Below are 23,489 nucleotides of genomic sequence, written 5' to 3'. Positions count from 1 at the left end.
CGGCGGCGGATCCCCCCCGCCCGGCGCGCTGGTCCCGTCTCGTGCGCTGCCTCCGCCCGGCGCGCTGCTCCCGTCTCGTGCGCTGCTCCCGGACGCGGAGCCGCAGACCGGCTGCCACCGGTCGGGTCGGCGGTGCCGCAGCAGGGCCACCCCGACGGTCGGGTCGACGGTCCCGTCGGTCGCCTCCGCCGTGGCCAGGGCCACCCGGACCAGTTCCGCCAGCAGCGCGCCGACCGGCACCGGGCGTCCGGCGGCCCGGTGCACCCGGCCCAGCTCACCCCGGTACGGGTCGGAGGCCCTGCGCAGCGCCGAGAGTTCCCGGGCGACCAGCCGGCGGGCCGCCGGTAGGGCCGCCCGGTCGGTGACCGCGACCCGCACCGGTCGTCCCCGGTACGACCACCGTGCCTCACCGGTCCGCAGCCGGTCCGACCGTCGCGCCCCCGTACCGCCGTGTCCTGTCCTGGTCCACATCAGGCCACCCTGCACGGCGGGCCTGGGGTGGCGGTGTGTCCCCGCTGTGCGCCGGCTGTGCTGCGGTGGCCGTCGGGCCCGGGCCGGCCGCGCACAGCGCGCGCACAGGGAACGCCGAGACGACGCACAGTCACGGCCGGCACCATGGGCGCATGCTCACCAACGGACGGGCCCTCCCGGACCGGATCGAACTGCGCCGGCCGGACGGTACGCCGGTGCGGGCGCTGGTGGTGGACGACGAGGCCACCCTCACCGACCTGCTCACCATGGCGCTGCGCTACGAGGGTTGGGACGTGCGTGGCGCGGTGACCGGGACGGCTGCCGTACAGACCGCCCGCCGGTTCCAGCCGGACGTGGTGGTACTGGACGTGATGCTGCCCGACCTGGACGGCTTCGACGTGCTGCGCCGGCTGCGCGGGCAGGCACCGGACGTGCCCGTCCTGTTCCTGACCGCCCGGGACGCGGTGGAGGAGCGGATCGCCGGGCTCACCGTCGGGGGCGACGACTACGTCACCAAGCCCTTCAGCCTGGAGGAGGTGATCGCCCGGCTGCGGGCCCTGCTGCGCCGCTCCGGGTTCACCGTGCAGACCCGGGAGGACGCCATCCTCGTCGTCGGTGACCTCACCCTCGACGAGGAGAGCCACGAGGTACGCCGGGACGGTCACCTGGTCACCCTCACCGCCACCGAGTTCGAGCTGCTGCGGTACCTGATGCGCAACCCGCGCCGGGTGCTGAGCAAGGCGCAGATCCTCGACCGGGTCTGGAACTACGACTTCGGTGGGCAGGCCAACGTCGTCGAGCTCTACATCTCGTACCTGCGGAAGAAGATCGACGCCGGCCGGGAGCCGATGATCCACACACTGCGCGGCGCCGGTTATGTCCTCCGACCCGCCGACTGACCGCACGCCGCCGACTGACCGCACGCCGCCCCGGTGCACGCCGCCCCGGCCCACGCCGCTGGGCCGGTTGGCCGCCCGGTTGCGCGGTGGGCCGGCCGGCCGGTCGCTGCGCACCCGGCTGGTCTTCACCGTGGTCACGCTCCTCGCCGTGGTCTGCGTGGCGCTGAGCACGATCACCACGCTCGTGCTGTACCACTTCCTGGTCCGGAAGATCGACGAGCAACTGGTACCGCTGCCACCGAGCCGGATCGAGCGGCGGTTGCCGCTGCCGCCCACCGGTGAACCGGCCGACCGGGAACTGGTGGTCCCGTTCGGCCTGCCCTCCGGCTCGCTGATCGCCCGGACCGCCGACGGCCGGGTGACCGACGCGGTGATCCGTACCGCGAGCGCGGACACCGGACCGGCCGAGACGCGGACCGCCGGACAGCAGTCCGTCCCACCGGAGCAGCTGACCATGCTGACCACCCTCGACACCGACGGCCGACCGTGCAGCCGGGACCTCGGCGAGCTGGGTGACTACCGGCTCGCCGCCCGGACCATGGCGGACGGCTCGGTCGTGGTCGTCGGCATCCCGCTGCGCGACGTGCGGGAGACGGTCTGGTGGATGGTCGCCGCCCAGGTCGGCCTGGTCGGCGTCGGACTGCTGATCGCCGGCACCGTCGGCGCGTTGGTCGTACGGGCCGAACTGCGGCCGCTGCGTCGGGTCGCGGCCACCGCCGGTCGGGTCGCCGAACTGCCCCTGGACCGGGGCGAGGTGGCGCTGTCGGTGCGGGTACCGGACGCCGACACCGACCTGCGCACCGAGGTCGGTCAGGTCGGCAACGCCCTCAACCGGATGCTCGGACACGTCGCCGGGGCGCTGGCCGCCCGGCACGCCAGCGAGACCCGGGTACGCCAGTTCGTCGCCGACGCCAGCCACGAACTGCGTACCCCGCTCGCCGCGATCCGGGGCTACGCCGAACTGGCCCGGCGCGGCCGGTACGAGGTGCCGCCGGACGTCGCGCACGCGCTGCGCCGGGTGGAGTCGGAGAGTACCCGGATGACCCGGCTCGTCGACGACCTGCTGCTGCTGGCCCGGCTGGACTCCGGCCGTCCGCTGGCGGTCGAGCCGGTGGACCTCTCCGTGCTGGTGGTGGACGCGGTCAGCGACGCCCACGTGGCCGGCCCCGAGCACCGGTGGAACCTGGACCTGCCCGACGTGGGGATAGCCGTGCCGGGGGACCCGGCCCGGCTGCACCAGGTGCTGGCGAACCTGCTCGCCAACGCGCGTACCCACACCCCGCCCGGCACGGTCGTGACGACCACCCTGACCCGGACGGGCGGCACGGTCGTCCTGACCGTGGCCGACAACGGGCCGGGCATCCCGGAGCCGTTGCAGGGCGAGGTGTTCGAACGGTTCGCCCGGGGCGACACGTCACGGTCCCGGGCGGCGGGCAGCACCGGGCTGGGCCTGGCGATCGTGGCCGCCGTGGTGGAGGCGCACCACGGAGCCGTCTCCGTCCACAGTGTCCCCGGGCGCACCGAGTTCGCGGTCCGGCTACCCACACTCACAGCCGGTGCATAGGTTGCTCACGGGAGTGCGACAGCGGCTGCCACGACGCTGGTCGGCATGGAGCGAACAGAGACCCTTCCGGACCACGGAACAGCCCCGCCGGCCGTTGCCGGGCCGACCGACGTGCCGGCCCCGGCGGATCCACGCTGGGCCCGGCCGGCCCTGGTCGTCCTGCTCGCGGCCACCGCGGTCCTCTACCTGTGGGGCCTGAGCGCCTCCGGCTGGGCGAACGCCTTCTATTCGGCGGCGGCCCAGGCCGGCTCGGTGAGCGGGAAGGCGTTCTTCTACGGCTCGTCCGACGCGGCCAACTCGATCACCGTGGACAAGCCGCCGGCGTCGCTGTGGCTGATGGCCCTCTCGGTACGGATCTTCGGGCTCAACTCGTGGGCCATCCTGGTGCCGCAGGCGCTCTGCGGGGTCGCCTCGGTCGGCGTCCTGCACGCCGCCGTACGGCGCTGGTACGGCCCGGCCGCCGGGCTGACCGCCGGTGCCGTCCTCGCGGTGACCCCGGTCGCCACCCTGATGTTCCGGTTCAACAACCCCGACGCCCTGCTCGTGCTGCTGCTGGTCCTCGGCGCGTACGCGACGGTCCGGGCCGTGGAGCGGGCATCCACCCGGTGGCTCGTCCTCGTCGGGGTGCTGGTCGGCTTCGCCTTCCTGACCAAGATGCTCCAGGCGTTCCTGGTGGTACCGGTCTTCGCCGGGGTGTACCTGCTGGCCGCGCCCACCGGGTTCCGGCGCCGCACCGGTCAACTGCTCCTCGCCGGACTGGGGGTGCTGGTGGCCGCCGGCTGGTGGGTGACGATCGTCGAGCTGGTACCCGCCGACGCCCGCCCGTACATCGGCGGCTCACAGAACAACAGCGTCCTGGAGCTGACCCTCGGCTACAACGGGCTGGGCCGGATCACCGGCGCGCAGGAGGGCAGTGTCGGCGGCGGTCCGGGTGGTGCGGGCGGCGGGAGATGGGGTCGGACCGGCTGGAGCCGGCTGTTCGACAGCGAGATCGGCGGTCAGGTCTCCTGGCTGCTGCCCGCCGCGCTGATCCTGCTCGTTGCCGGCCTGCTCCTCGCCGGTCGGGCGGCCCGCACCGACCGTACCCGCGCCGGTCTGCTGCTCTGGGGTGGCTGGCTGCTGGCGACCGGGGCGACCTTCAGCTTCATGGCCGGAATCTTCCACGCCTACTACACCGTGGCACTCGCCCCGGCGGTCGGCGCGCTGGTCGGTATCGGGGCCACCCTGCTCTGGCGGCGACGGCACCTGCTCGCCTCCGTCGTACTCGGGGCGACCCTGGCGGTCACCGCGCTCTGGTCGTGGCAGCTCCTGCGCCGCAGCCCGGACTGGTACCCGTGGCTGCGTACCACCGTGCTGGTGGCCGGCCTGGTGGTGGCGCTGCTGGTGGTGCTCCGGACCCGGCTGCCGGGTCGGGTGCTGCCGGCGGTGCTGCTGTCCGGTGCGGCGGTGGCCCTCGCCGGACCGGTCGCCTACTCGGTGCAGACCGCGTCGACCCCGCACACCGGTTCGATCCCGACCGCCGGCCCGGCTGTGGCGGGTGGCTTCGGTCCGGGTGGTCGGGCCTTCCCGGGCGGCTTCCCGGGTGACGGTCTCCCGGGTGGCGGACCGGACGATGGCTTCCCGGGCGGCGGACCGGACGACGACGGGCGCGGCGACGGCGGCAACCGGCTGATCCTCCCCGGTGGCGGTCGGCCACCCGGCAACGGGCAACCGCCCACCGGGGGCACCCGGGCCGGCGGCATGGGCGGTCTGCTCGACGCCACCACACCCGGTACCGAGCTGCGTGAGCTCTTCGGACAGGACAGCGACCGGTACACCTGGATCGCCGCGACGGTCGGCTCGAACAACGCCTCCGGCTACCAGCTCGCCACCGGCGAACCGGTGATGGCCGTCGGCGGCTTCAACGGCAGTGACCCGTCGCCCACGCTCGACCAGTTCAAGCGGTACGTCGCCGACGGGCGGATCCACTACTTCATCGGTGGGGGCGGGTTCCGGGCCGACGGCGGCAGCCAGGCGGCCCAGGAGATCGCCACCTGGGTCTCCGGGACCTTCCCGGCGACCCCGGTCGACGGGGTGACCCTCTACGACCTCAGCGGCGGAGCGGAGGGCTGACCATGGAGACGTCCATCGCACCACAGGTGGCCGGGCAGGACCGGCCGACGGCACCGGCGACGGTCCTGGACGTGGTGATCCCCGTCCACAACGAGGAGACCGACCTCGGCCCGTGCGTCCGCCGGCTGCACGCCTACCTGACCGGTGGGTTCCCGTACCCGTTCCGGATCACCATCGCCGACAACGCCAGCGTCGACGGGACCCTCGACGTGGCCCGGCAGCTCGCCACCGAACTGCCCGACGTCGTCGTACGGCACCTCGACGCCAAGGGCCGGGGCCGGGCCCTGCGCGCCGCCTGGGCGGCCTCGGACGCACCGGTACTGGCCTACATGGACGTGGACCTCTCCACCGACCTGGCGGCCCTGCTGCCACTGGTGGCGCCGCTCATCTCCGGCCACTCCGACCTGGCCATCGGTACCCGCCTGGCGGGCACCTCCCGGGTGGTGCGGGGCGCCAAACGGGAGGTCATCTCGCGCGGTTACAACCTGCTGCTGCGCGGTACCCTCGCGGTCCGGTTCTCCGACGCGCAGTGCGGCTTCAAGGCGATCCGCTCCGACGTGGCCGCCCGGCTGCTGCCCCTGGTCCAGGACACCGGCTGGTTCTTCGACACCGAGCTGCTGGTCCTGGCGCAGCGGGCCGGCCTGCGGATCCACGAGGTGCCGGTGGACTGGGTCGACGACCCGGACAGCCGGGTGGACATCGTGGCCACCGCGCTGGCCGACCTGAAGGGGATCTGGCGGCTCGGCCGGGGTCTGGCGACCGGGGCGATCCCGCTGGCCGACCTCCGCGGGGACCTCGGGCGGGCCTCCCTCGTCCGGCCTGTGCCGGCCGGCCTGCCCGGTCAGCTGCTCCGCTTCGCCGGGATCGGGGTGGCCAGTACCCTGGCGTACCTGGTGCTGTTCCTGCTGCTGCGCGGCGCGGTCGGCGCCCAGCCGGCGAACCTGGTGGCGCTGCTCGTCACGGCGGTGGCGAACACGGCGGCGAACCGCCGGCTCACCTTCGGCATCACCGGTCGACGGCACGCCGGTCGGCACCATCTCCAGGGACTCTTCGTCTTCGGCCTCGGCCTGGCGTCGACCAGCGGTTCCCTCGCCTTGCTGCACGCGTTCACCAGCAGCCCGGCCCGCCCGGTGGAGCTGACCGTGCTGGTGGTGGCCAACCTGGTCGCCACCGTCGGGCGGTTCGTCCTGCTCCGCTGGTGGATGCACCACCGCCGGACGGCACCGGCCGGGCCGCCGCCCGGCTGACCCGACCCGCCCCGGGCGGCGCACGGGGTGCTCCGGCGCGCCGCCAGCGGGTACTGGCACGCTGGTCACATGTATCGGGAACGGCCCGCCGACCTGCCCGGAGCGGTGCTCTGGACGCGTACCGTCCCCGCCGCCGCGCGGACCGCCCGGGTCCTGCCCGACGGGTGTCTGGACCTGATCTGGAGCAGCCGGACCGGCCTGCTGGTCGCCGGCCCGGACCGGGTCGCCCAGGTGGCGCACAGCGTGCCGGGGGAGCGGTACGTGGGACTGCGGCTGCCGCCCGGGGTCGGCCCCGCCGTGTTCGGCGTACCCGCCTGCGAGTTGCGTGACCAGCGGGTACCGCTCGCCGACCTGTGGCCACACCGGCTGGTCACCGAGATCTCCGAGCGTGCTGCCGCAGGGTCCGCCGGTGCCGTCCTGACCTCGGTCGCCGTCGGACGGCTACGCCGGGCGGGTGGACCCGATCCGGTGGCGGCAACGCTGGTCGGCTGGCTGGCCGCCGGTGAACCGGTCGGGGCGGTCGCCGCCCGGGTCGGCCTCGGTGTCCGGCACCTGCACCGTCGCTGTCAGGCCCTCTTCGGGTACGGCCCGAAGACGCTGGCCCGGATCCTGCGGATGGGCGCCGCCCTCGACCTGGCCCGGTCGGGTGTGCCGTTGGCGGAGGTGGCCGTCCGCAGTGGCTACGCCGACCAGGCCCACCTCACCCGTGAGGTGCGTGACCTGGCCGGCGTACCACCCGGCACGCTGCTCCGGGCCGACTGACCCGGTACGACCCGTCAGGCGTCGACCGTGGCCGGGCCGGGCAGGACCGCCTCCGCCTCGGCCCGGGCACCGGCCAGCACCTTGGCCTGCTGGGGCCAGGTCGGCAGGCTCGGGGCCAACCGCAGGCCGGCCGCCCGGATCGCCTCCCGCAGGTCCGCCTCGCTGGTGGCGGCCAACTGCTGGTAGGTCCGGATGCCGGCGGCCTGCAACGCGGTGGCCATCTTCGGGCCGATCCCCTCGATCCGACGCAGGTCGTCGTCGGCTGCGGGAGCCGTTGCCGCGACCGGGGCGATCCCGGCGGCCGGCTCGGGTTCGGTCGTGGCGACCGGCTCGGGCTCGGCGACGACGGGTTCCGGCTCGGCGACCGGCTCGGGCTCGGCGACGACGGGTTCCGGCTCGGCGACCGGCTCGGGCTCGGTCGCGGCGACGGACTCTGGCTCGGTGGCGGCGGCCGGCTCGGGATCGACCACGGCGGTCGTCGGGGTGGCCCCGGCCGGCTCCGTCACGGACTCGGGCTGCTGGGCCGGCTCGGTCGGTACGACCCGGTCGGTCGGTGCGGCAACGGGTTCGGCGTCGGTGACCGGTGCGATCTCCACGGCCGGCGCAGGGTCAGTGGTCGGAGTGGAGTCCGCGACGGGCTCGGTGGCGCTCTCCGGCGCGGTCGGGGTGACGGGGGCGGCCGGGACCGGCGCAGCCGTCGCCTCGGCCGGAGCAACGGCGGCCGGCATGGCGGCCGGGGTCGTGTCGACCGTGGAAACCGCCGATCGGGTTGTTCCGTCCGGCACGTCACGACGCCGCAGACCCGCCAGGGTCCAGCCGGCGGCGAGTCCGATGATCAGAGCCAGGATGACGAGCAACCACTCCACGGCAACCTCCAGATGCGCACGTCACTCGGTAAAGATCGAGGCAGCTTCGCATACGCCCATTACCTGCGTCACAGCGCCCGGCATGTCGTCCAGCGCACGTCATCGCCGGTGACGGGACACTGACCGAGCGTCGGTCGAGGAGCGGGCTGACGCGGCCCGCGCGGGGTAGTCCGCTACCGCAGCGGGCGGTCGCGTCCGCGCTGGCGGGGTAGGGGACAGCCGGGGCGCGGTTCCCAGGAGACCGGTGCCTCCGGTGGAGGCGGACACCCCGATCTCCTGGGAAACCGCGCGTTGGCCGGATCGGACGCCGGTGGCCGGGTCGGACACCTGTCCCGGCCGCGTTCGTCCGGGATCAGGCCAGCGGGAAGAACGCGATCTTGCCGTGGAACTCCCCGGCCACCGTGGACGTGTCACTGCCGATCCAGAGCCCGGTCGGGGTGGCGAGGATGTCGGCCGTGCCGACCCCGCGCTCCTTCGTCGGGTTCCAGGACAGGGCCTTGCCCGTGGTGGGGTGGATGGCTCCGATACCGGGCCGGGACACCGCGCCCGGACCGGCGGCGTTGCGGCCCAGCGGGTTGTCCAGCCAGCGCTGGTGCCCGCCCACGTACACCGCGGCACCGGTCACCGCCACCGACAGCAGGGTGTCGCCGCCGGTGTAGTTGACCCAGGTGGGCTGCTTGTTCGGACCTGCGGTACCGAACTCGAAGCGCGCCGCCGCGTCGCAGAGGGTGTTGGTGTAGGTGTAGCCGGCGGTCACCACGACGAACCAGGCGCCGTCGGCGGAGATGTCCACCCCACGCATGTACGTCGGCGTGCCGTTGGCGCAGGTCGGCTGGTAGCGGGTGGTGGCCCAGGCGGAGAGGGTGGCCCCGGTCGTGGTCAGGTCGATCACGGCGAGCTGGTGCCGGGCCTGCCCGGCCACCGAACTGAAGTTGCCGATGACGATCAACCGCCGGCCGTCGGCCGACACGTCCAGCGCCTCCACCTTGACCGGTGCGGTCGCACCACTGTTCGTGGTACGCGGACCGGCCAGGTTGAGGTTCACCGTACCGTCCGCCGCCCCGGTGGTGGCGTTCAGCGCGGCGAGTCCCTTGCGGGACACCCCGGCCACCGTCTGGAACGCCCCGCCCAGGATCAGCCGGTCACCGACCAGCCGTACGTCGATCACCGCACCGTTGAGTGCCGCCGGAACGAACCCGGACACCCGGGCGCCGGTGGCCGCGTCGACCCGGGTGACGTACCGGGACGTCGCGCCGTTGACGGTGGTGAACGACCCTCCGACGTAGAGGGAACGCCCGTCGGCCGAGGCGGCCAGCGCACGTACCGTGCCGTTGAGGGTCACCCGAAACGTGGTGTCGATCCGGCCGGTGGTCGCGTCGAAGGCCACCAGTCGGGCCATGGCCAGCGGGGTCGACGAGTTGGCGTTGCGGACACTGGTGAACGAGCCGGCCATGTAGACCCGGTTGCCGATCTGGAGGATCCGGTACACCGTGCCGTCCAGGGCGTGCGGCGTCCAGTTGGCCGGATCGGCGCTGACCACCGTGGGATGGACGGCGTTCACCGCGCTGGCCGGGGTGGCCGGCAACGCGGCCAGCACACTCGTGGTCGCCGCGACGACGGCGACCGCGCCGGCCCGGCGGCGGGTACGGGATGGAGGATCCCGGCGGGTGGTCGTCCGGCGGGACTCCGCGGGACGCCATCGATGCTCATGCCCTGTCATCGTCGCATCATCGCGGTCGGTGACGAGTCTGCGTAGCCGGCAAGTGGATCGGGTGTGCCCGCCGATCGGTGCGGTTTCCCCGCCGGGCCGGGCGGTCGGTGCTCAGCCGGTCGCGGGCAGCGGGGCGAAGAGATCGACGGCGTTGCCGTCCGGGTCGTGCAGCACCGCGTACCGCTGTCCCCAGACGGCGTCCCACGGTGGCCGGTGCCCGTGGTGGCCGGCGGCGACCAGCTCCGCGTACCGCCGGTCCACCTCGTCCGGGTCGGCGCAGCGGAAGGCGAGCGCCACCCGGGCTCCGCCGCTGGGGGCCGTCCACCCGGGGTCGTAGGAGTGGACGGTGGCGACGGTGTCCCAGGCCAGCCGGAGGCCACCGGGCAGCTCCACCTCCACGTGCGGCTCGTGTTCGGCGCCGGCCGGGATGTCCAGGCCCACCTGCCGGTAGAACTCCAGTGAGCGGGCCAGGTCGGTCACGACCAGCCCGATCAGGTCGAATCGAGGTGTCATCCCGCCACCGTAGGACAACCGTCGGGTACCGGTCTTGAACGAATCGGACCGGACCTGACTGGCCGGTGTCGACCACACGACCCGCCTGTGCCGCGTAACGTGGCCTTATCGCCCTTATAGGGCTAAAAGCTGCATTACGGCGTGAATGGCGACGATCGTCAGGAGGGGGGTGGCCGGCGATGGTGCTGGCCTACCTGGACGCGGGGTCCGGCAGCCTGATCGTGCAGGCGTTGGTGGGGGGAGCGGCCGGGGCCGCCGTCGCCACCAAGCTCTACTGGCGCCGGCTGGTCGCCCGGTTCCGTCGCCCCCAGGACAGCGGCGCCGGGACACCGTCACCGCAGCACACCGACCGGACATGACACCGTCCGTGCCGTACCCGCCGGACACCGCCGTGCGGGCCGAGCCCGGCTCGTTCCGCGACCCGGCCAACCGGGTCTTCCAGGCCGGTGACGACATCCTGCGCGGCCTGCGGGAACAAGCCGCGCAGGACTGGCGGGCCCTCGCCGCCACCGACTTCTTCCCCCCGCTGATCGCGGCCGGCAAGATCTGCGGCACCGAACAGGTCGCGTCCGACCGGGTACCCGCCGACGACGGCGGACCCTGGGCGGCGGTCCTGCGGCACGAGCGGATCCCCTTCCTGTCGCACCCTGCCGAGTGGTCCTTCGCGATGCTGCGCGACGCCGCCCTGCTGCACCTGGAGATCCTCGCCGAGGCCGTCCCGGCCGGATTCACCACCAAGGACGGCTCCGCCTGGAACCTCCAGTTCCGGGGTGCCGAGCCGGTCTTCATCGACGTCGGGTCGTTCGAGCCGGCCCGCGAGGGCGAGCCCTGGGCCGGCTACCGGCAGTTCTGCCAGACCATGCTGTACCCGTTGCTGCTCCAGGCCCATCTGGGGGTGGACTTCCAACCCTGGCTGCGGTCCCGGGTCGACGGGATCGAGCCGCACCAGATGCGCCGGCTGTTCCGGGGTGTCCGACGCTGGCGTCCCGGCGTGCCGACCCACGTCCATCTGCACGACTCGCTCACCAACCGGCACGCCGCCACCACCGGTCGGGAGGTACGCGGCCAGCTCCGGCACGCCGGATTCTCCCGGGAGGTGGTGGCGGCCACCATCCGGTCGCTGACCCGGCTCGTCCGGCGACTCGACTGGGAGCCGCCGGCCACCGGCTGGTCCGACTACCAGAGCACCTGCGGGTACTCCGCTGCGGACCGCAGCGCCAAGCAACAGTTCGTCGACGCCGCGACCGCCGACGCCGGCCGGTCCGCGCTGGTGCTCGACCTCGGCGCCAACGACGGCACGTACTCCCGGATCGCCGCCCGGCACACCGGGTACGTGGTCGCGGTCGAACACGACGCGGCCGTGGTCGACCGGCTCTACCGGCAGTTGCGCGCCGAGGGCGAGCGGCGGATCCTGCCGCTGGTCGTGGACCTCGCCGACCCGACCCCGGGGGCCGGCTGGCGGAGCACCGAACGGGCCGGCTTCGTCACCCGGGCCCGCGCCGACGTGGTCCTCGCCCTGGCCCTGGTGCACCACCTGGCCGTCGCCCGTAACGTGCCGTTGGCGCTGGTCGTCGACTTCCTCGTCGGCCAGCTGGCCGGTGCCGGCGGCCGGCTGGTGGTGGAGTTCGTGCACCCCGAGGACCCGATGGCACAGCGGCTGATCGCCAACAAACCGGCCGGGCTGCACGCCGACTACCGGCGGGACACCTTCGAGCGCCTGCTCGCCCGGCGCTGCGTGATCCAGCAGCGCCAGGAACTGCCCGGCGGCACGCGTACCCTCTATCTCGGCACGGTCCGTGACTGACGTCGTGGCCTCCGCCGCCCGCCGGGACCGCCCGCCGGTCACCCCACCGGCCCGGTCGCGCCGCCGATGGGGTACGGAGCTGCGCCGGCAACTGGAACTGGTCGGGTTGACCGGGTTGGCCGTCGCCCAACCGCTGCTGGACGTCACCGGACGCAGTCCGGACTTCTTCCTGTTCCACCGGGCCACCCGGGGCGAGATCCTGCTGCTGGTGGCGGTGTTCGTCGCCGGCCCGCCGGTGCTGTTCGGTCTGCTCGGGGCGGCGAGCCGGCTGGCCGGTACCCGGACCCGTCAGGTGGTGCACGCCGGCACGGTGGCCGTCCTGCTGGCGGCGTTGGCCGTGCAGGCCGGCAAGCACCTGCTGCCGCTGCGCGGGGTACCCCTGGCCGTGCTGGCGGTCGTCGTGGGCGTGGCCGGGGCGGCGGCCCGGTACCGGTGGCGGGCCGTCCGGTTGGCGCTGCGGGCCGCCTCGGTCGGTCCGCTGGTCTTCGTCGGCCTGTTCGTCCTCGCCTCGCCGGCCTCGGCGGTGCTGCTGCCCACCGAACGGGCCGGCGCCGGCCCCGGCACGGCCCAGTCCCCGGGGCGGCACCCGCCCGTGGTCATGATCATCCTGGACGAGTTCCCGCTGGGTTCGCTGCTCACCCCCGACGGTCGGCTGGACGCGGCCCGTTACCCGCACTTCGCCGAGCTGGCCGCCGGCTCGACCTGGTACCGCAACGCCTCCGGGGTGAGCGGCTGGACGCCGTACGCGCTGCCCGCGATGCTGACCGGCCGGTACCCGCAGGAGGCCGTCCCGCCGCACTTCTCCCGGTACCCGGACAACCTCTTCACCGCCTTCGGCGGGCTGTACGACATCCGGGCGCAGGAGAGCGTCACCGAGTTGTGCCCGCCGAGCCGGTGCGGCGAGCGGACCGGTGCCGGGCACGGCGGGCTGCCCGTACTGCTGCGGGAGAGCGGCGAACTGCTGGCCCGGATGGTCGCCCCGGTGGACAGCCGGGTCGACCCGGAGGCCGTCTACCGGGAGGTGACCCGGGCCGAGGCGGGCCTGGACGCGGCGGTCCCGGTGCCGACCGACCCGAAGTTCCGCTGGGACACCCTCGACGACAACCAGCCGGTCCGGTTCACCGAGTTCCTCGCCGGGCTGCGCCCGAGCAACCGCCCCACCCTGCACTTCCTGCACCTGCTGATGCCGCACAGCCCGTGGGCGTACCTGCCCTCCGGGGCCCGCTACGACGCGCCGGAGGACCTGCCCAACGACGGTGCCGGCTGGCTGGACCTGGCCCGGCAACGGCACCTCGCCCAGGTCGGCTACACCGACCGGCTCATCGGCGAGACCCTGCGGGTGCTGCGGGCCACCGGCCTCTACGACGACGCCCTGCTCGTGGTGACCGCCGACCACGGGGTCAGCTTCACCGCCGGGGCGCAGGGGCGGGGCATGGACGCGGTCCGGGGCGCGGCCGGTGAGGTGCTGCGGGTCCCGTTGTTCGTCAAGGAACCGGGGCAGCGTGCCGGTCGAATGGACGAACGCAACTGGGAGCACGTCGACCTGCTGCCCACCGTCGCCGACCTGGCCCGGATCCGGTTGGCCCACCCGGTGGACGGCCGGTCGGCCCGGGGCGCCCCCCGGGCCACCGCGGAGAAGAGTTTCTACGACCGGCCGGGCGAGCGGGTGTCCGTACCGCCGCTGCCGCCGGCCGTCGGACCGGCACCGAACCGTTCCGCGCTGGTCGGCCGGTCGGTCACCGACCTGCGCGTCACCGGCGGGGCCGGCCCGGCGAGCGTGCTCGAACGTGCCGCGTTCCGGGACGTGGACCCGGCGGAGGGTGGTCTGCCGGCGCTGGTCAGTGGCACGGTGCCGGCCGGCGTGCCGGACGGCACCCAGATCGCGGTCGCGGTCAACGGGCGGATCGGCGCGGTGGTGCCGGTCGTGCCGCCCGGCCCGGGTGGCCGCCGGTTCGCCGCGCTGCTCACCGACGACGCGCTCTTCGCGGCCGGCAGCAACCGGCTCGAGCTGTACGCCGTGGCACCCGGCCCGGTGCTGCGCCGTTTCGCCCTGGGTTAGGGATTCCCGGCTCTTCAGCCGGTTCGTCGGGCCCGGCGGGTGGCCGGCCTGCTGTGGCGCCTTCGGCTGTAGCGCCTTCGTCTGTGGTCCCTTGTCCGTGGCCGCCTACGTCTGCCGCGCTTCGTCCGTGGTGCCCTTGTCTGTGGCCTGGCTCTGGCCGTGGCGGCACCGTCCGGGCCGCCGAGGTGTTCGGTTAGGTCCCGATCCGGACGGGTATTCCCGGTCCGGCACGTCGGGAACCGGGTGACGCATCCCTCACCTGCGCCGCCACGAGAAGCGTTGCCCCGAGCAGGCGGATTACCGTGAAAAGCGAAGGCAATTCAACGCAGACTCTGCCGGCTAAGCGAGGGACACATGACGGACGTCAAGCTCGATCACCCCGGTGGGCAGCTGTCGATGCCGGTGCAGCCCGCAGTCGAGGGGCCGTCCGGGATCGGCGTGACCAAGCTGCTCAAGGAGACCGGGCTGGTCACCTACGACCCGGGCTTCGTCAACACCGCCGCCTGCTCCTCGGCGATTACCTACATCGACGGCGATGCGGGCATCCTGCGCTACCGTGGCTACCCCATCGAGCAGTTGGCCGAGAAGTCCTCCTTCCTGGAGGTCTCCTACCTGCTCATCTACGGTGAGCTGCCGAGTCAGCAGCAGTTGACCGAGTTCAGCGAGCGGATCCGGCGGCACTCGCTGCTGCACGAGGAGATGCGCCGGTTCTTCGACGGCTTCCCGCGCGACGCGCACCCGATGGCGGTGCTCTCGTCGGCGGTCAGCGCCATCTCGACGTTCTACCAGGACAGCCTGGACCCGTTCGACTCCGACCACGTCGAGATGTCCACGGTCCGGCTGATGGCGAAGGTCCCGACCATCGCCTCGTACGCGTACAAGAAGTCGATCGGGCAGCCGCTGCTGTACCCGGACAACTCGCTCGGGTACGTGGAGAACTTCCTGCGGATGATTTTCGGCGTACCGGCCGAGCCGTACGAGGTCGACCCGGTCATGGCCCGGGTGCTGGACATGCTCTTCGTGCTGCACGCCGACCACGAGCAGAACTGCTCCACCTCGACCGTCCGGTTGGTCGGCTCCAGCAACGCCAACCTCTTCGCCTCGGTCTCGGCCGGGGTCAACGCCCTGTTCGGTCCGCTGCACGGTGGCGCCAACCAGGCGGTCCTGGAGATGCTCCAGCGCATCCAGACCGACGGTGGTGACGTGCAGTCCTTCGTCCGCAAGGTGAAGGACAAGCAGGACGGCGTCAAACTGATGGGCTTCGGCCACCGGGTCTACAAGAACTACGACCCGCGGGCCGCGATCGTCAAGAAGGCCGCGCAGGACATCCTCGGCCGGATGGCCAAGCCGGACCCGCTGCTGGACCTGGCGGTGCAGTTGGAGGAGATCGCCCTCGCCGACGACTTCTTCGTCTCCCGCAAGCTCTACCCGAACGTGGACTTCTACACCGGCCTGATCTACAAGGCCATGGGTTTCCCGACGAAGATGTTCACCGTGCTCTTCGCCCTCGGCCGGCTGCCCGGCTGGATCGCCCAGTGGCGCGAGATGATCTCCGACCCGGAGACCAAGATCGGCCGTCCCCGGCAGATCTACACCGGCGCCGCCGAGCGCGACTACCGCCCGCTCGCCGAGCGCTGACGCGATTACCGCCCGCTCGCCGAGCGCTGATCCGCCCGTTCCGGACGCCCCACCGGCCGTCGCCCCGTCACCGGGTCGGCGGCCGGTCGCGTTCCCTGTCACCGGGGTCGGTCGCGTCCCACCCTCTCACCGGGTCGGCGGCCGGTCGTGTGCGGCCGGGCCGGGGCGGACGAGGTGGGTGATCCGCAGCCCCGGTGCGACCTCGACCTCCCGTACCGCGACGAAGCCCCGCCGCTGGTACAGCCGCAGCGCCGGGGTGTTCGCCGCCCCGGTCGACACGACCGTCCGTCCGGCCGGTTCCGCTGCGTCGAGCGCGTCGAGCAGCGCGGTGGCGACACCCCGACGGAACGCCCGGGGCGCGACGACGAGCTTGCAGATGTCCAGCGTCGCGTCGTCGGGCCGGTTGTACGCCACCGCCCCGGCGAGCCCGTCCGTGTCGTGGGCGCCGAGCCACCGCTCGGGCGCCGTACGCAACCCGTCCACCGTCTCGTGCAGCGCGGGTATCCCGTCGGAGCCGATCAACGTCGCCTCGACGGCGTACGCGGCCCGCTGGAGCTGGAGTACCCGGTGCGCGACCGCGTCGTCGTGGCGTACGTCCAGCGGCCCGATCGTCAGCATCCGTCCATGATCCCGCGCCCGTCCGGTGCGGGTGGCGGGAGCCCGGCCGCCCGCACCGAGCGACGTTAGGAAGGGGCCCTTCCTCTACCGAAAGCGATAAGAAGGGGCCCTTCCTTGCATCTACCGGGAGGCGAGGAGGTTGCCCTCGGGGACGCGCAGCGTCGGGCGGCCCTGGGCCATCCGGATCCGGGCCTGTTCGGTGGCGAAGGCGGGGGCCTGCTGGATCGCCGCCGCGTACGTCGTCGCGGTCTGCTGCGCGATCTGTGCCCAGCCGTACTGCTCGGTCACCATCCGGCGGGCGCGCCGGGCCAGGGCCCGGGTGCGCTCGGTGTCCGACAGCAGGGTGTGTACCGCGTGGGCGAGCGACTGCGGGTCGTTCGGAGCGAAGGTCATCCCGTTGACGCCGGGCTGGACGATCTCGGCGAGTCCGCCGGTGGCGGCCACCGCGAGCGGGGCGCCGGCCGCCGCGCCCTCCAGGGCGACCATGCCGAACGGCTCGTAGATGCTGGGTACCGCGAAGCAGTCCGAGGCGGCCATCAGCGCGGGCAGGTCACCGCCACCGAGGAAACCGGGCATCGTGATCATGTCGCCGACGCCGAAGCGGTGGATCTCGGCTTCCAGTTCCGGCCGGTACGGGCCGTCCCCGGCGATCACCACGCGCAGCCCGGGGTGCCGGTGGCGCAGCTCGGGCAGGCCGGCGATCAGGTGCTGGACGCCCTTCTCGTAGACCAGCCGACCGGCGAAGGTGAGGAGCTGGCCGTCCCCGGCGAAGCGGCGGCGGGCGGCGGCCACCGCCGTGGCGGGCGCCTGCCAGCGGTGCGCCTCGACCCCGTTGGCCACCACGTCGACCCGGTCGGTCGGTACCTCGAACAGGCCGGCGACCTGGTCGCGCATGTACCCGGAGCAGACGATCACCCGCCCGGACTCCTGGCTCAGCCACCACTCCATCGAGTGGATCGAGCGGTTCATCTCCTCGGGCAGCCAGCCCTGGTGCCGGCCGGCCTCGGTGGCGTGGATCGTGGTGACCAGCGGCAGGTCCAGGTGCTCGGCGAGGGTGATCGCGGTGTGCGCGACGAGCCAGTCGTGGGCGTGGACGACGTCGTACCCGCCGGTCTCGGCGGCGCGCAGGGCGGCCCGGGTGAGGGTGTGGTTGAAGGCCATGGTCCAGGCGAGCAGGCTGGAGGTGGCCAGCGGGAAGGTGACCGGGTCCTCGGCGGCGCGGACGATGCGCACGCCGTCGGCGTACTCCTCCAGTGGCGCGCCCTCGGCGTGCCGGGTGACCACGGTGACCTCGTGGCCGGCGGCGGCCAGGGCCACGGAGAGGGCGTGCACGTGCCGGCCGAGGCCGCCGACCAGCACCGGCGGGTACTCCCAGGACAGCATCAGCACCCGCTGGCGCCGGCTGGACTGGATGTCGATGACGTGGGCGTCCGGTGACATGCGGTCCCCCTGGGGGTCGTCGGCGGGCACGCCGCAGCCGGCACCACCGTTGGTGCCCGTGCGTCGTATCGGGTCGGGGCCCATCGTGCCGGGCCCCGGAGAACCGGCGGAGACGCCCTCGTTGCGACCGTGTAACGCGTGCCCGGCCGGAGCCCGGTCGGCGGTCCGACTATCCGGTCCGGCGGACGCGCAGCACCTCGGCCACCGACCAGGCCTGGAACGGGCAACCGGTCGCGGTGTGGGGAGCGGAGCCATCCGCCGTCTCACTGACCGACCCTAGCCCGAATTCGGGCAAATGGGAATGAATGCCGGTGAACAAGTTATCCACCGGCATCTTCGCCCGCCGGGCCGTGTCCACGTACGGCCCGAGCAACCAGGGCCAGACCGTGCCCTGGTGGTACGCGCCGTCCCGCTCGGCCGGGCCGCCCCGGTGCCGCCCGGTGTACCCCTCCGCACCGGGCGCCAGGCTGCGCGGCCCGAGCGGGGTGAGCAGCTCCGCGCCGATCCGCCGGACCGTCGGCTCGTCCGGGGTCAGCGGGGCGTACGGCAGCGACCAGGCCAGCAGCTGGTTGGGGCGGAGCAGGTCGTCGTCGTGGTGCGCGGCGCCCCCCAGCGGGTACGTCGGAGCGGGCGAGTCCAGCACGTCGTACAGCCAGCCGGACGGGGACGGGAAACGCCGACGGAACGACTCCAGTGCCCGGGAGTGCGCCCCGCGCAGCCCGTCCGGGTCCGTACCGGCCAGCTCCGCCAGCTCGACCAGACCGGCCAGCCCGTTCACCCAGAGCGCGTTGACCTCCACCGGCTTGCCGACCCGGGGCGTGACCGGTACCCCGTACACCCGGGCGTCCATCCAGGTCAGCGCCTCCCCGGGGGCGCCCTGGGTGAGCAGCCCGTCGGCCGGGTCCACCCGGATGCCGTACCGGGTGCCGGCCAGGTGCGCCTCCACCACCCCACGCAGCGCCGGCAGCAGCTCGGCACCGAGGTCGGTGTCACCGGTGACGGTGACGTGCCGGCTCACCGCGTGCAGGAACCACAGCGTCCCGTCGACCGTGTTGTACTCCACCCGGCCGGTGTCGGCGGTGTTCGCCAGCATCCCCTCGGACAGCGTGGCCGCGTACGCCCGCAGCAGCTCGCGTCCCTCGTCGGCCCGGCCGGTACCCAGGAACAGACCCTCGTAGGCGATCATCGTGTCCCGCGACCAGGCCCCGAACCACGGGTACCCGGCCACCACGTCCGGCCCGGTCGCGGTGCGGACCACGAACGCGTCGGCGGCCAGGGCCAGGGTCGCCGTCACCGCGTCGGCCGGCCGCGCGGCGGCCACCACCGCCCGGTTGCGCCGCCGGGCCGCCCCGATCACCTCCGCCGCCGCCGGTGGCTCGTCGGCCAGGTCGTCCGCCCAGGCCAGCACCGACACGGTGTCCCCGGGGGACTCCAGCGCACCGGAGAACCGCCCGGCGTACCAGAGATCCTCGTGCGGGTGCAGCCCACGCGCCGCCTCCTCGCGGTGCCGGACCCCCAGCCACCACTGCCCGTGCGGCTCCCAACCCGGCCCGGCCAGCCGGAACGCCCCCTCGACGACCGCCCCGTCGGCGGTCGGCTCCATCCGGGGCGCCGGGCCGTCGGCCCGCCGCTCCCCGTGCGCGTCCCGCCAGGTGCAGACGGCGGAGAGGTCCAGCCGGACCGGCCCGCCGGAGACCAGCCGGTGGGTGACCGCCACGCAGGAGCGGCCGTACGTCATGGCCAGCTCGCGCTCGATCACCAGGTCGCCGATCCGCCACCGCCACCGGGGTACCCCGTCGACCAGGGTGAACTCCTCCAGCAGCTCGAACCCGCGCGGGTCGACGGTGCCGTCGGCCCACTCGTGCGCCCCGAGGCGTACCTGCGCGCCGGAGGGGAACACCACCGCCGGGTCCAGCCCGACCAGGCCCACCCGGCGGACCGCCGGGGTCTGCCCGGCGACGACCAGCAACCCGTGGTAGCGGCGGGTACGCAGTCCGTTGACGGTACCCATGGCGTAGCCGCCCCGGCCGTCGGTGACCAGCCACTCCCGGGCGGCACCGGCGACGGGGTCGCCACAGACCTGGGGTCCGAAGCTGATCGGGATCACTTCTCCTCCAGCGGTTGCGTGTAACACGCCACGGTCACAATGGGTGTGGTCATGTACCCGGAGACGGTTGAGGATGTGCCAGTGATCACCGACGTGCCGCAGCCCGACGACGCCCACGACGCCGAGCGGGTCCGACTGGCGCAGGCCGACTCGGGTGAGCAGGAATGGCGCGCATGGGGTCCCTATCTCTCGGAACGGGCCTGGGGGACGGTACGGGAGGACTACAGCGAACACGGCACAGCATGGGACTATTTCCCCCACGACCACGCGCGGTCCCGAGCCTACCGGTGGAACGAGGACGGCATGGCGGGCGTCTGCGACGACCGGCAGACGTTCTGTTTCGCCCTCGCGCTGTGGAACGGGGCCGACCCGATCCTGAAGGAACGCATGTTCGGGCTCGGCGGGGACGGCGGAAACCACGGCGAGGACGCCAAGGACTACTGGTGGTACGAGGACTCCACGCCCACCCACTCCTGGATGCGCTGGCGCTACCACTACCCGCAGGCCGCCTTCCCGTACGACGAACTCGTCTCGGTCAACGGGCTGCGCGGCCGGGACGACACCGAGTACGAGCTGGTCGACACCGGGATCTTCGACGACGACCGGTACTGGGCGGTGACCGTCGACTACGCCAAGGCGTCACCGACGGACATGTGCCTGCTGGTCACCGTCGCCAACCGGGGTGACACCGACGCCACCCTGCACGTGCTGCCCACGCTCTGGTTCCGGAACACCTGGTCGTGGGGGCTGCCCGGCAGCGACCGGATCCCCACCCTGGTCGCCGACGGCACCCGGCTGGTCGGCGAACACCGGGTGCTCGGGCAGATCACCCTCACCGGGGAGGGCACCCCGACCCCGCTGGTCTGCGACAACGACACCAACACCGAACGTCTCTGGGGACTGCCGGGGCGGACGCCGTACCCGAAGGACGGCATCAACGACCACGTGGTCGACGGCGCCGACACGGTCAACCCGGCCGGGGAGGGGACGAAGGGGGCACTGCACTACGTGCTGGACGTGCCGGCCGGGGGTACCGCGCGGATCCGGCTGCGGCTGACCCGCACCGCCCCGCCGCCCGGTGGCAGCCGTCCGCCCGCCGCCGACCTGGGCGCCGGGTTCGACGCGGTGTACTGGGCCCGGCGGGCCGAGGCCGACGCGTTCTTCCGGCGGGTCGTCCCGGCGGCGGCCACCCCGGACGAGGCGCTGGTGGCCCGGCAGGCGATCGCCGGACTGATGTGGGGCAAGCAGTTCTACCACTTCGACGTGCAGCGCTGGCTCGACGGCGACCCGGGCTCCGCGCCGCCGCCGGCCGGGCGCCGGCACGGGCGCAACAGCGCCTGGTGGCACATGAACAGCTTCGACGTGATCTCCATGCCGGACCCCTGGGAGTACCCCTGGTACGCGGCCTGGGACCTGGCCTTCCACTGCGTCACCCTGGCCCGGGTCGACCCCGGGTTCGCCAAGGACCAGCTGCTGTTGCTGCTGCGCGAGTGGTACCTGCACCCCAACGGGCAGATCCCGGCGTACGAGTGGGCGTTCGGCGACGTCAACCCGCCGGTACACGCCTGGGCCGCGTTGAAGGTCTTCGAGATCGACGGCCGTCGGGACCACGACTTCCTGGCCCGGGTGATGCACAAGCTGCTGCTCAACTTCACCTGGTGGGTCAACCGCAAGGACACCGGCGGCAACAACGTCTTCGAGGGCGGTTTCCTCGGGCTGGACAACGTCGGCCCGTTCGACCGCTCCGCCGCGCTGCCGGTCGCCGGGGTGCTGGAGCAGTCCGACGGCACCGGCTGGATGGCCATGTACGCGCTGAACATGCTGGACATGGCGCTGGTCCTGGCCCAGCACGACGCCACGTACACCGACATCGCCACCAAGTTCTTCGAGCACTTCACCTACATCGCCGCCGCCGCGTACTCGCAGGGGCTCTGGGACGACGGGGACGCGTTCTTCTACGACGTGCTGCGGCTGCCCGACGGCAGTCAGGTGCCGCTGAAGGTCCGCTCGGTGGTGGGCCTGCTGCCGCTGGCCGCGACCACCCGGTTGACCTCGACCACCCTCTACCGGCTGCCCGAGTTGGGCGCCCGGCTGCGCTGGTTCCTGGCCAACCGGCCCGGGTACGCCGACGTGCTCGGGGCCCGCCGGCTCGGGCCGGACGGCCGCCAGCAGCGGCTGCTGTCCATGGTCGGCCCGGAGCAGGTGATCCGGCTGCTGACCCGGATGCTCGACCCGGACGAGTTCCTCTCCGACTACGGGCTGCGTACCCTGTCCCGGGCGCACCTGGACAAGCCCTTCTCGGTGACCCTCGGTGGCCAGGAGTTCAGCGTCGGGTACGAGCCGGCCGAGTCGACCAGCGGACTGTTCGGCGGCAACTCGAACTGGCGCGGTCCGATCTGGATGCCGACGAACTTCCTGCTGATCAGCGCGTTGCGCGACTACGCGGCGTTCTTCGGTGACGACCTGCTGGTGGAGTACCCGACCCGGTCCGGGACCAAGCGCACCCTGGACGAGATCGCCGACGACCTCTCCGAGCGGCTGATCGCGTTGTTCACCCGGGACGGCTGGGGCCGGCGGCCGATCTACGGTGCCTGCCAGCTCTTCCAGACCCACCCCGACTGGCGGGACCTGATCGCGTTCCCGGAGTACTTCCACGGGGACAACGGGGCCGGTCTCGGTGCCTGGCACCAGACCGGTTGGACGGCCCTGGTGGCCGATCTGATCATCACGCTCCGTGCGGAGAAGGGCGCGAAGGGGCGACATTGAGTCGGACATGAGACGGTTTCTGTCGTCGTGCGGCGCTAGCATCCGGGGGTGTCCGATCAGGAGCACGACCCCGATACCGAGGCCGCCGTCCCGGATCCGTCCGCCGTCACCGTCACGGATCCGTCCGCCGGGCCGGACGGTCCGGACGGTCCGGCTGCCGCCACCGGCCTCGTGGGGCCCGACCGGCCGGTGGAGCCCGACCGGCCGGCACTGATCGTGCGGGCGGCCCGGGAGCTGGCCGAGGCGGAAGGTTGGGAGGCGGTCACCACCCGCCGGCTCGCCGAACGCGCCGGCTGCGGTCAGTCCGACCTGTACCGGCACTTCACCGACCGGGAGGCCGTCGTCGCCGCCGTCGCCGTCGACGGGTACGCCCAACTCGCCGCCACGCTGCGCGCCGCCCGCTCGTCCACCGACGACCCGCAGCACCGGTGGACCGCCGTCGTCGCCGCCTATCTGGACTTCGCCAACGGCAACCCGGCGCTCTACGACGCGATGTTCGTCCTCACCCCGGACCTGTCCTTCGCCGACCCGGACGGGCCGGCACCACTGGAGGCGGCCTTCGCCGAGTTGCGCCGGACGCTCACCCCGTTGGCGGTCGGCGCCGACCTGGACGCGTTCACCGAGGTCGGTTGGAGCACCCTGCACGGGATGGTGATGCTGACCCGGGGCGGTCGGCTCCGCCCGGATCTCCAGGAGCGCCGGGAGGCGGTGGTGGTCGCCCATCTGCGGGGCGGCTGCCCGGTCCCGCGACAACCGGAGCCGACGGCTCCGGCGCCGGACTGACGGCGCCGGACGCCGGCCCGGTGCAGCGGGTGCTCCGGTCGTCCGGCGGGATTCCCCCCGGTGCGTTCTGCGATGCTGGGCTCGCTGTCCGTCGTGAGTGGAGGGTGGTGGGGTGGCGGTGATGGGGCG

At 73.3% G+C, this 23,489-nt stretch carries 18 protein-coding genes; 11 read left to right on the top strand and 7 right to left on the bottom strand.

What is annotated here, in order from left to right; all coding sequences use genetic code 11:
• Positions 1–471 (bottom strand): FAD:protein FMN transferase (locus GSF22_RS11680; protein ID WP_208813549.1); only part of this gene is annotated, 471 nt, incomplete at its 3' end.
• Between the two features lie 152 nt (positions 472–623).
• Between GSF22_RS11680 and GSF22_RS11675 the strand changes: the two genes are divergently transcribed.
• From GSF22_RS11675 to GSF22_RS11655, 5 genes are all read left to right on the top strand, one after another.
• The gene (locus GSF22_RS11675; protein ID WP_208813548.1) at positions 624–1,370 is read left to right on the top strand and encodes a response regulator transcription factor; all 747 of its coding nucleotides are present in this window, start codon (positions 624–626) and stop codon (positions 1,368–1,370) included.
• On the top strand, positions 1,348–2,934 hold the full coding sequence (locus tag GSF22_RS11670; protein ID WP_208813547.1) for a sensor histidine kinase: 1,587 nt from the start codon (positions 1,348–1,350) through the stop codon (positions 2,932–2,934). The genes GSF22_RS11675 and GSF22_RS11670 overlap by 23 nt, the downstream gene beginning before the upstream one ends.
• 45 nt (positions 2,935–2,979) lie before the next feature.
• Complete coding sequence (locus GSF22_RS11665; RefSeq protein ID WP_208813546.1) at positions 2,980–5,046, top strand: ArnT family glycosyltransferase; 2,067 nt, start codon at positions 2,980–2,982, stop codon at positions 5,044–5,046.
• A 2-nt stretch (positions 5,047–5,048) separates the two neighbouring features.
• Positions 5,049–6,293: a bifunctional glycosyltransferase family 2/GtrA family protein gene (locus GSF22_RS11660; RefSeq protein ID WP_208813545.1), complete on the top strand. Its 1,245-nt coding sequence runs from the start codon at positions 5,049–5,051 to the stop codon at positions 6,291–6,293.
• A gap of 69 nt (positions 6,294–6,362) precedes the next feature.
• On the top strand, positions 6,363–7,055 hold the full coding sequence (locus GSF22_RS11655) for a helix-turn-helix transcriptional regulator (protein WP_208813544.1): 693 nt from the start codon (positions 6,363–6,365) through the stop codon (positions 7,053–7,055).
• Positions 7,056–7,069: 14 nt separating this feature from the next.
• Here GSF22_RS11655 and GSF22_RS11650 read toward each other — a convergent pair whose 3' ends face one another.
• The 3 genes from GSF22_RS11650 to GSF22_RS11640 all read right to left on the bottom strand — a co-directional run bounded on the left by GSF22_RS11650 (position 7,070) and on the right by GSF22_RS11640 (position 10,145).
• Positions 7,070–7,921 carry a DUF4332 domain-containing protein gene (locus tag GSF22_RS11650; protein WP_307803931.1) on the bottom strand — a complete coding sequence of 284 codons (852 nt, stop codon included), beginning with the start codon at positions 7,919–7,921 and terminating at the stop codon, positions 7,070–7,072.
• Between the two features lie 352 nt (positions 7,922–8,273).
• A complete protein-coding gene (locus GSF22_RS11645; protein ID WP_244367136.1) occupies positions 8,274–9,641 on the bottom strand; it encodes a PQQ-like beta-propeller repeat protein in 1,368 nt (455 codons plus the stop codon).
• Between the two features lie 102 nt (positions 9,642–9,743).
• On the bottom strand, positions 9,744–10,145 hold the full coding sequence (locus GSF22_RS11640; protein ID WP_208813543.1) for a VOC family protein: 402 nt from the start codon (positions 10,143–10,145) through the stop codon (positions 9,744–9,746).
• Positions 10,146–10,324: 179 nt separating this feature from the next.
• Between GSF22_RS11640 and GSF22_RS11635 the strand changes: the two genes are divergently transcribed.
• From GSF22_RS11635 to GSF22_RS11620, 4 genes are all read left to right on the top strand, one after another.
• A complete protein-coding gene (locus GSF22_RS11635) occupies positions 10,325–10,504 on the top strand; it encodes a hypothetical protein (protein WP_208813542.1) in 180 nt (59 codons plus the stop codon).
• Positions 10,501–11,949, top strand: coding sequence for a class I SAM-dependent methyltransferase (locus GSF22_RS11630; protein WP_208813541.1), 1,449 nt, complete (start codon positions 10,501–10,503; stop codon positions 11,947–11,949). Before GSF22_RS11635 ends, GSF22_RS11630 begins: the two co-directional genes overlap by 4 nt.
• Positions 11,942–14,008 (top strand): sulfatase-like hydrolase/transferase, encoded by a 2,067-nt coding sequence (locus tag GSF22_RS11625; RefSeq protein WP_439957761.1) that lies wholly within the window; start codon positions 11,942–11,944, stop codon positions 14,006–14,008. Before GSF22_RS11630 ends, GSF22_RS11625 begins: the two co-directional genes overlap by 8 nt.
• A 354-nt stretch (positions 14,009–14,362) precedes the next feature.
• On the top strand, positions 14,363–15,646 hold the full coding sequence (locus GSF22_RS11620; protein WP_208813540.1) for a citrate synthase: 1,284 nt from the start codon (positions 14,363–14,365) through the stop codon (positions 15,644–15,646).
• Positions 15,647–15,772: 126 nt separating this feature from the next.
• Here the strand turns inward: GSF22_RS11620 and GSF22_RS11615 are convergent, their stop codons facing one another.
• The 3 genes from GSF22_RS11615 to GSF22_RS11605 form a co-directional block, all read right to left on the bottom strand.
• On the bottom strand, positions 15,773–16,264 hold the full coding sequence (locus tag GSF22_RS11615; protein ID WP_208813539.1) for a GNAT family N-acetyltransferase: 492 nt from the start codon (positions 16,262–16,264) through the stop codon (positions 15,773–15,775).
• A 120-nt stretch (positions 16,265–16,384) separates the two neighbouring features.
• Positions 16,385–17,704 (bottom strand): glycosyltransferase family 4 protein, encoded by a 1,320-nt coding sequence (locus GSF22_RS11610; RefSeq protein ID WP_208813538.1) that lies wholly within the window; start codon positions 17,702–17,704, stop codon positions 16,385–16,387.
• Positions 17,705–17,873: 169 nt separating this feature from the next.
• Complete coding sequence (locus tag GSF22_RS11605) at positions 17,874–19,811, bottom strand: amylo-alpha-1,6-glucosidase (RefSeq protein ID WP_208813537.1); 1,938 nt, start codon at positions 19,809–19,811, stop codon at positions 17,874–17,876.
• Between the two features lie 51 nt (positions 19,812–19,862).
• On the opposite strand from GSF22_RS11605, the gene GSF22_RS11600 reads away from it, so the two are divergent.
• Positions 19,863–22,577 carry an MGH1-like glycoside hydrolase domain-containing protein gene (locus GSF22_RS11600; protein WP_439957762.1) on the top strand — a complete coding sequence of 905 codons (2,715 nt, stop codon included), beginning with the start codon at positions 19,863–19,865 and terminating at the stop codon, positions 22,575–22,577.
• Between the two features lie 48 nt (positions 22,578–22,625).
• Positions 22,626–23,360, top strand: coding sequence for a TetR/AcrR family transcriptional regulator (locus GSF22_RS35395; RefSeq protein ID WP_307803928.1), 735 nt, complete (start codon positions 22,626–22,628; stop codon positions 23,358–23,360).
• Positions 23,361–23,489 lie beyond the last annotated feature (129 nt).

Origin of the sequence: Micromonospora echinofusca, assembly GCF_017614955.1 — a bacterium.
In the GTDB taxonomy this organism is placed as follows: Bacteria; Actinomycetota; Actinomycetes; order Mycobacteriales; family Micromonosporaceae; genus Micromonospora; species Micromonospora echinofusca_A.
The sequence above is the reverse complement of the archived record's forward strand: the minus strand, read 5'-3'. Positions and strand labels throughout refer to the sequence as shown.

Bases quoted from the DNA above. Each gene is read 5' to 3' on its own strand.
- GSF22_RS11615 (WP_208813539.1), bottom strand. From the start codon at position 16,264: ATGCTGACGATCGGGCCGCTGGACGTACGCCACGACGACGCGGTCGCG.
- GSF22_RS11635 (WP_208813542.1), top strand. From the start codon at position 10,325: ATGGTGCTGGCCTACCTGGACGCGGGGTCCGGCAGCCTGATCGTGCAG.
- GSF22_RS11655 (WP_208813544.1), top strand. From the start codon at position 6,363: ATGTATCGGGAACGGCCCGCCGACCTGCCCGGAGCGGTGCTCTGGACG.
- GSF22_RS11610 (WP_208813538.1), bottom strand. From the start codon at position 17,704: ATGTCACCGGACGCCCACGTCATCGACATCCAGTCCAGCCGGCGCCAG.
- GSF22_RS11675 (WP_208813548.1), top strand. From the start codon at position 624: ATGCTCACCAACGGACGGGCCCTCCCGGACCGGATCGAACTGCGCCGG.
- GSF22_RS11645 (WP_244367136.1), bottom strand. From the start codon at position 9,641: ATGACAGGGCATGAGCATCGATGGCGTCCCGCGGAGTCCCGCCGGACG.
- GSF22_RS11660 (WP_208813545.1), top strand. From the start codon at position 5,049: ATGGAGACGTCCATCGCACCACAGGTGGCCGGGCAGGACCGGCCGACG.
- GSF22_RS11600 (WP_439957762.1), top strand. From the start codon at position 19,863: ATGTACCCGGAGACGGTTGAGGATGTGCCAGTGATCACCGACGTGCCG.
- GSF22_RS11665 (WP_208813546.1), top strand. From the start codon at position 2,980: ATGGAGCGAACAGAGACCCTTCCGGACCACGGAACAGCCCCGCCGGCC.
- GSF22_RS11640 (WP_208813543.1), bottom strand. From the start codon at position 10,145: ATGACACCTCGATTCGACCTGATCGGGCTGGTCGTGACCGACCTGGCC.
- GSF22_RS11630 (WP_208813541.1), top strand. From the start codon at position 10,501: ATGACACCGTCCGTGCCGTACCCGCCGGACACCGCCGTGCGGGCCGAG.
- GSF22_RS11620 (WP_208813540.1), top strand. From the start codon at position 14,363: ATGACGGACGTCAAGCTCGATCACCCCGGTGGGCAGCTGTCGATGCCG.
- GSF22_RS11670 (WP_208813547.1), top strand. From the start codon at position 1,348: ATGTCCTCCGACCCGCCGACTGACCGCACGCCGCCGACTGACCGCACG.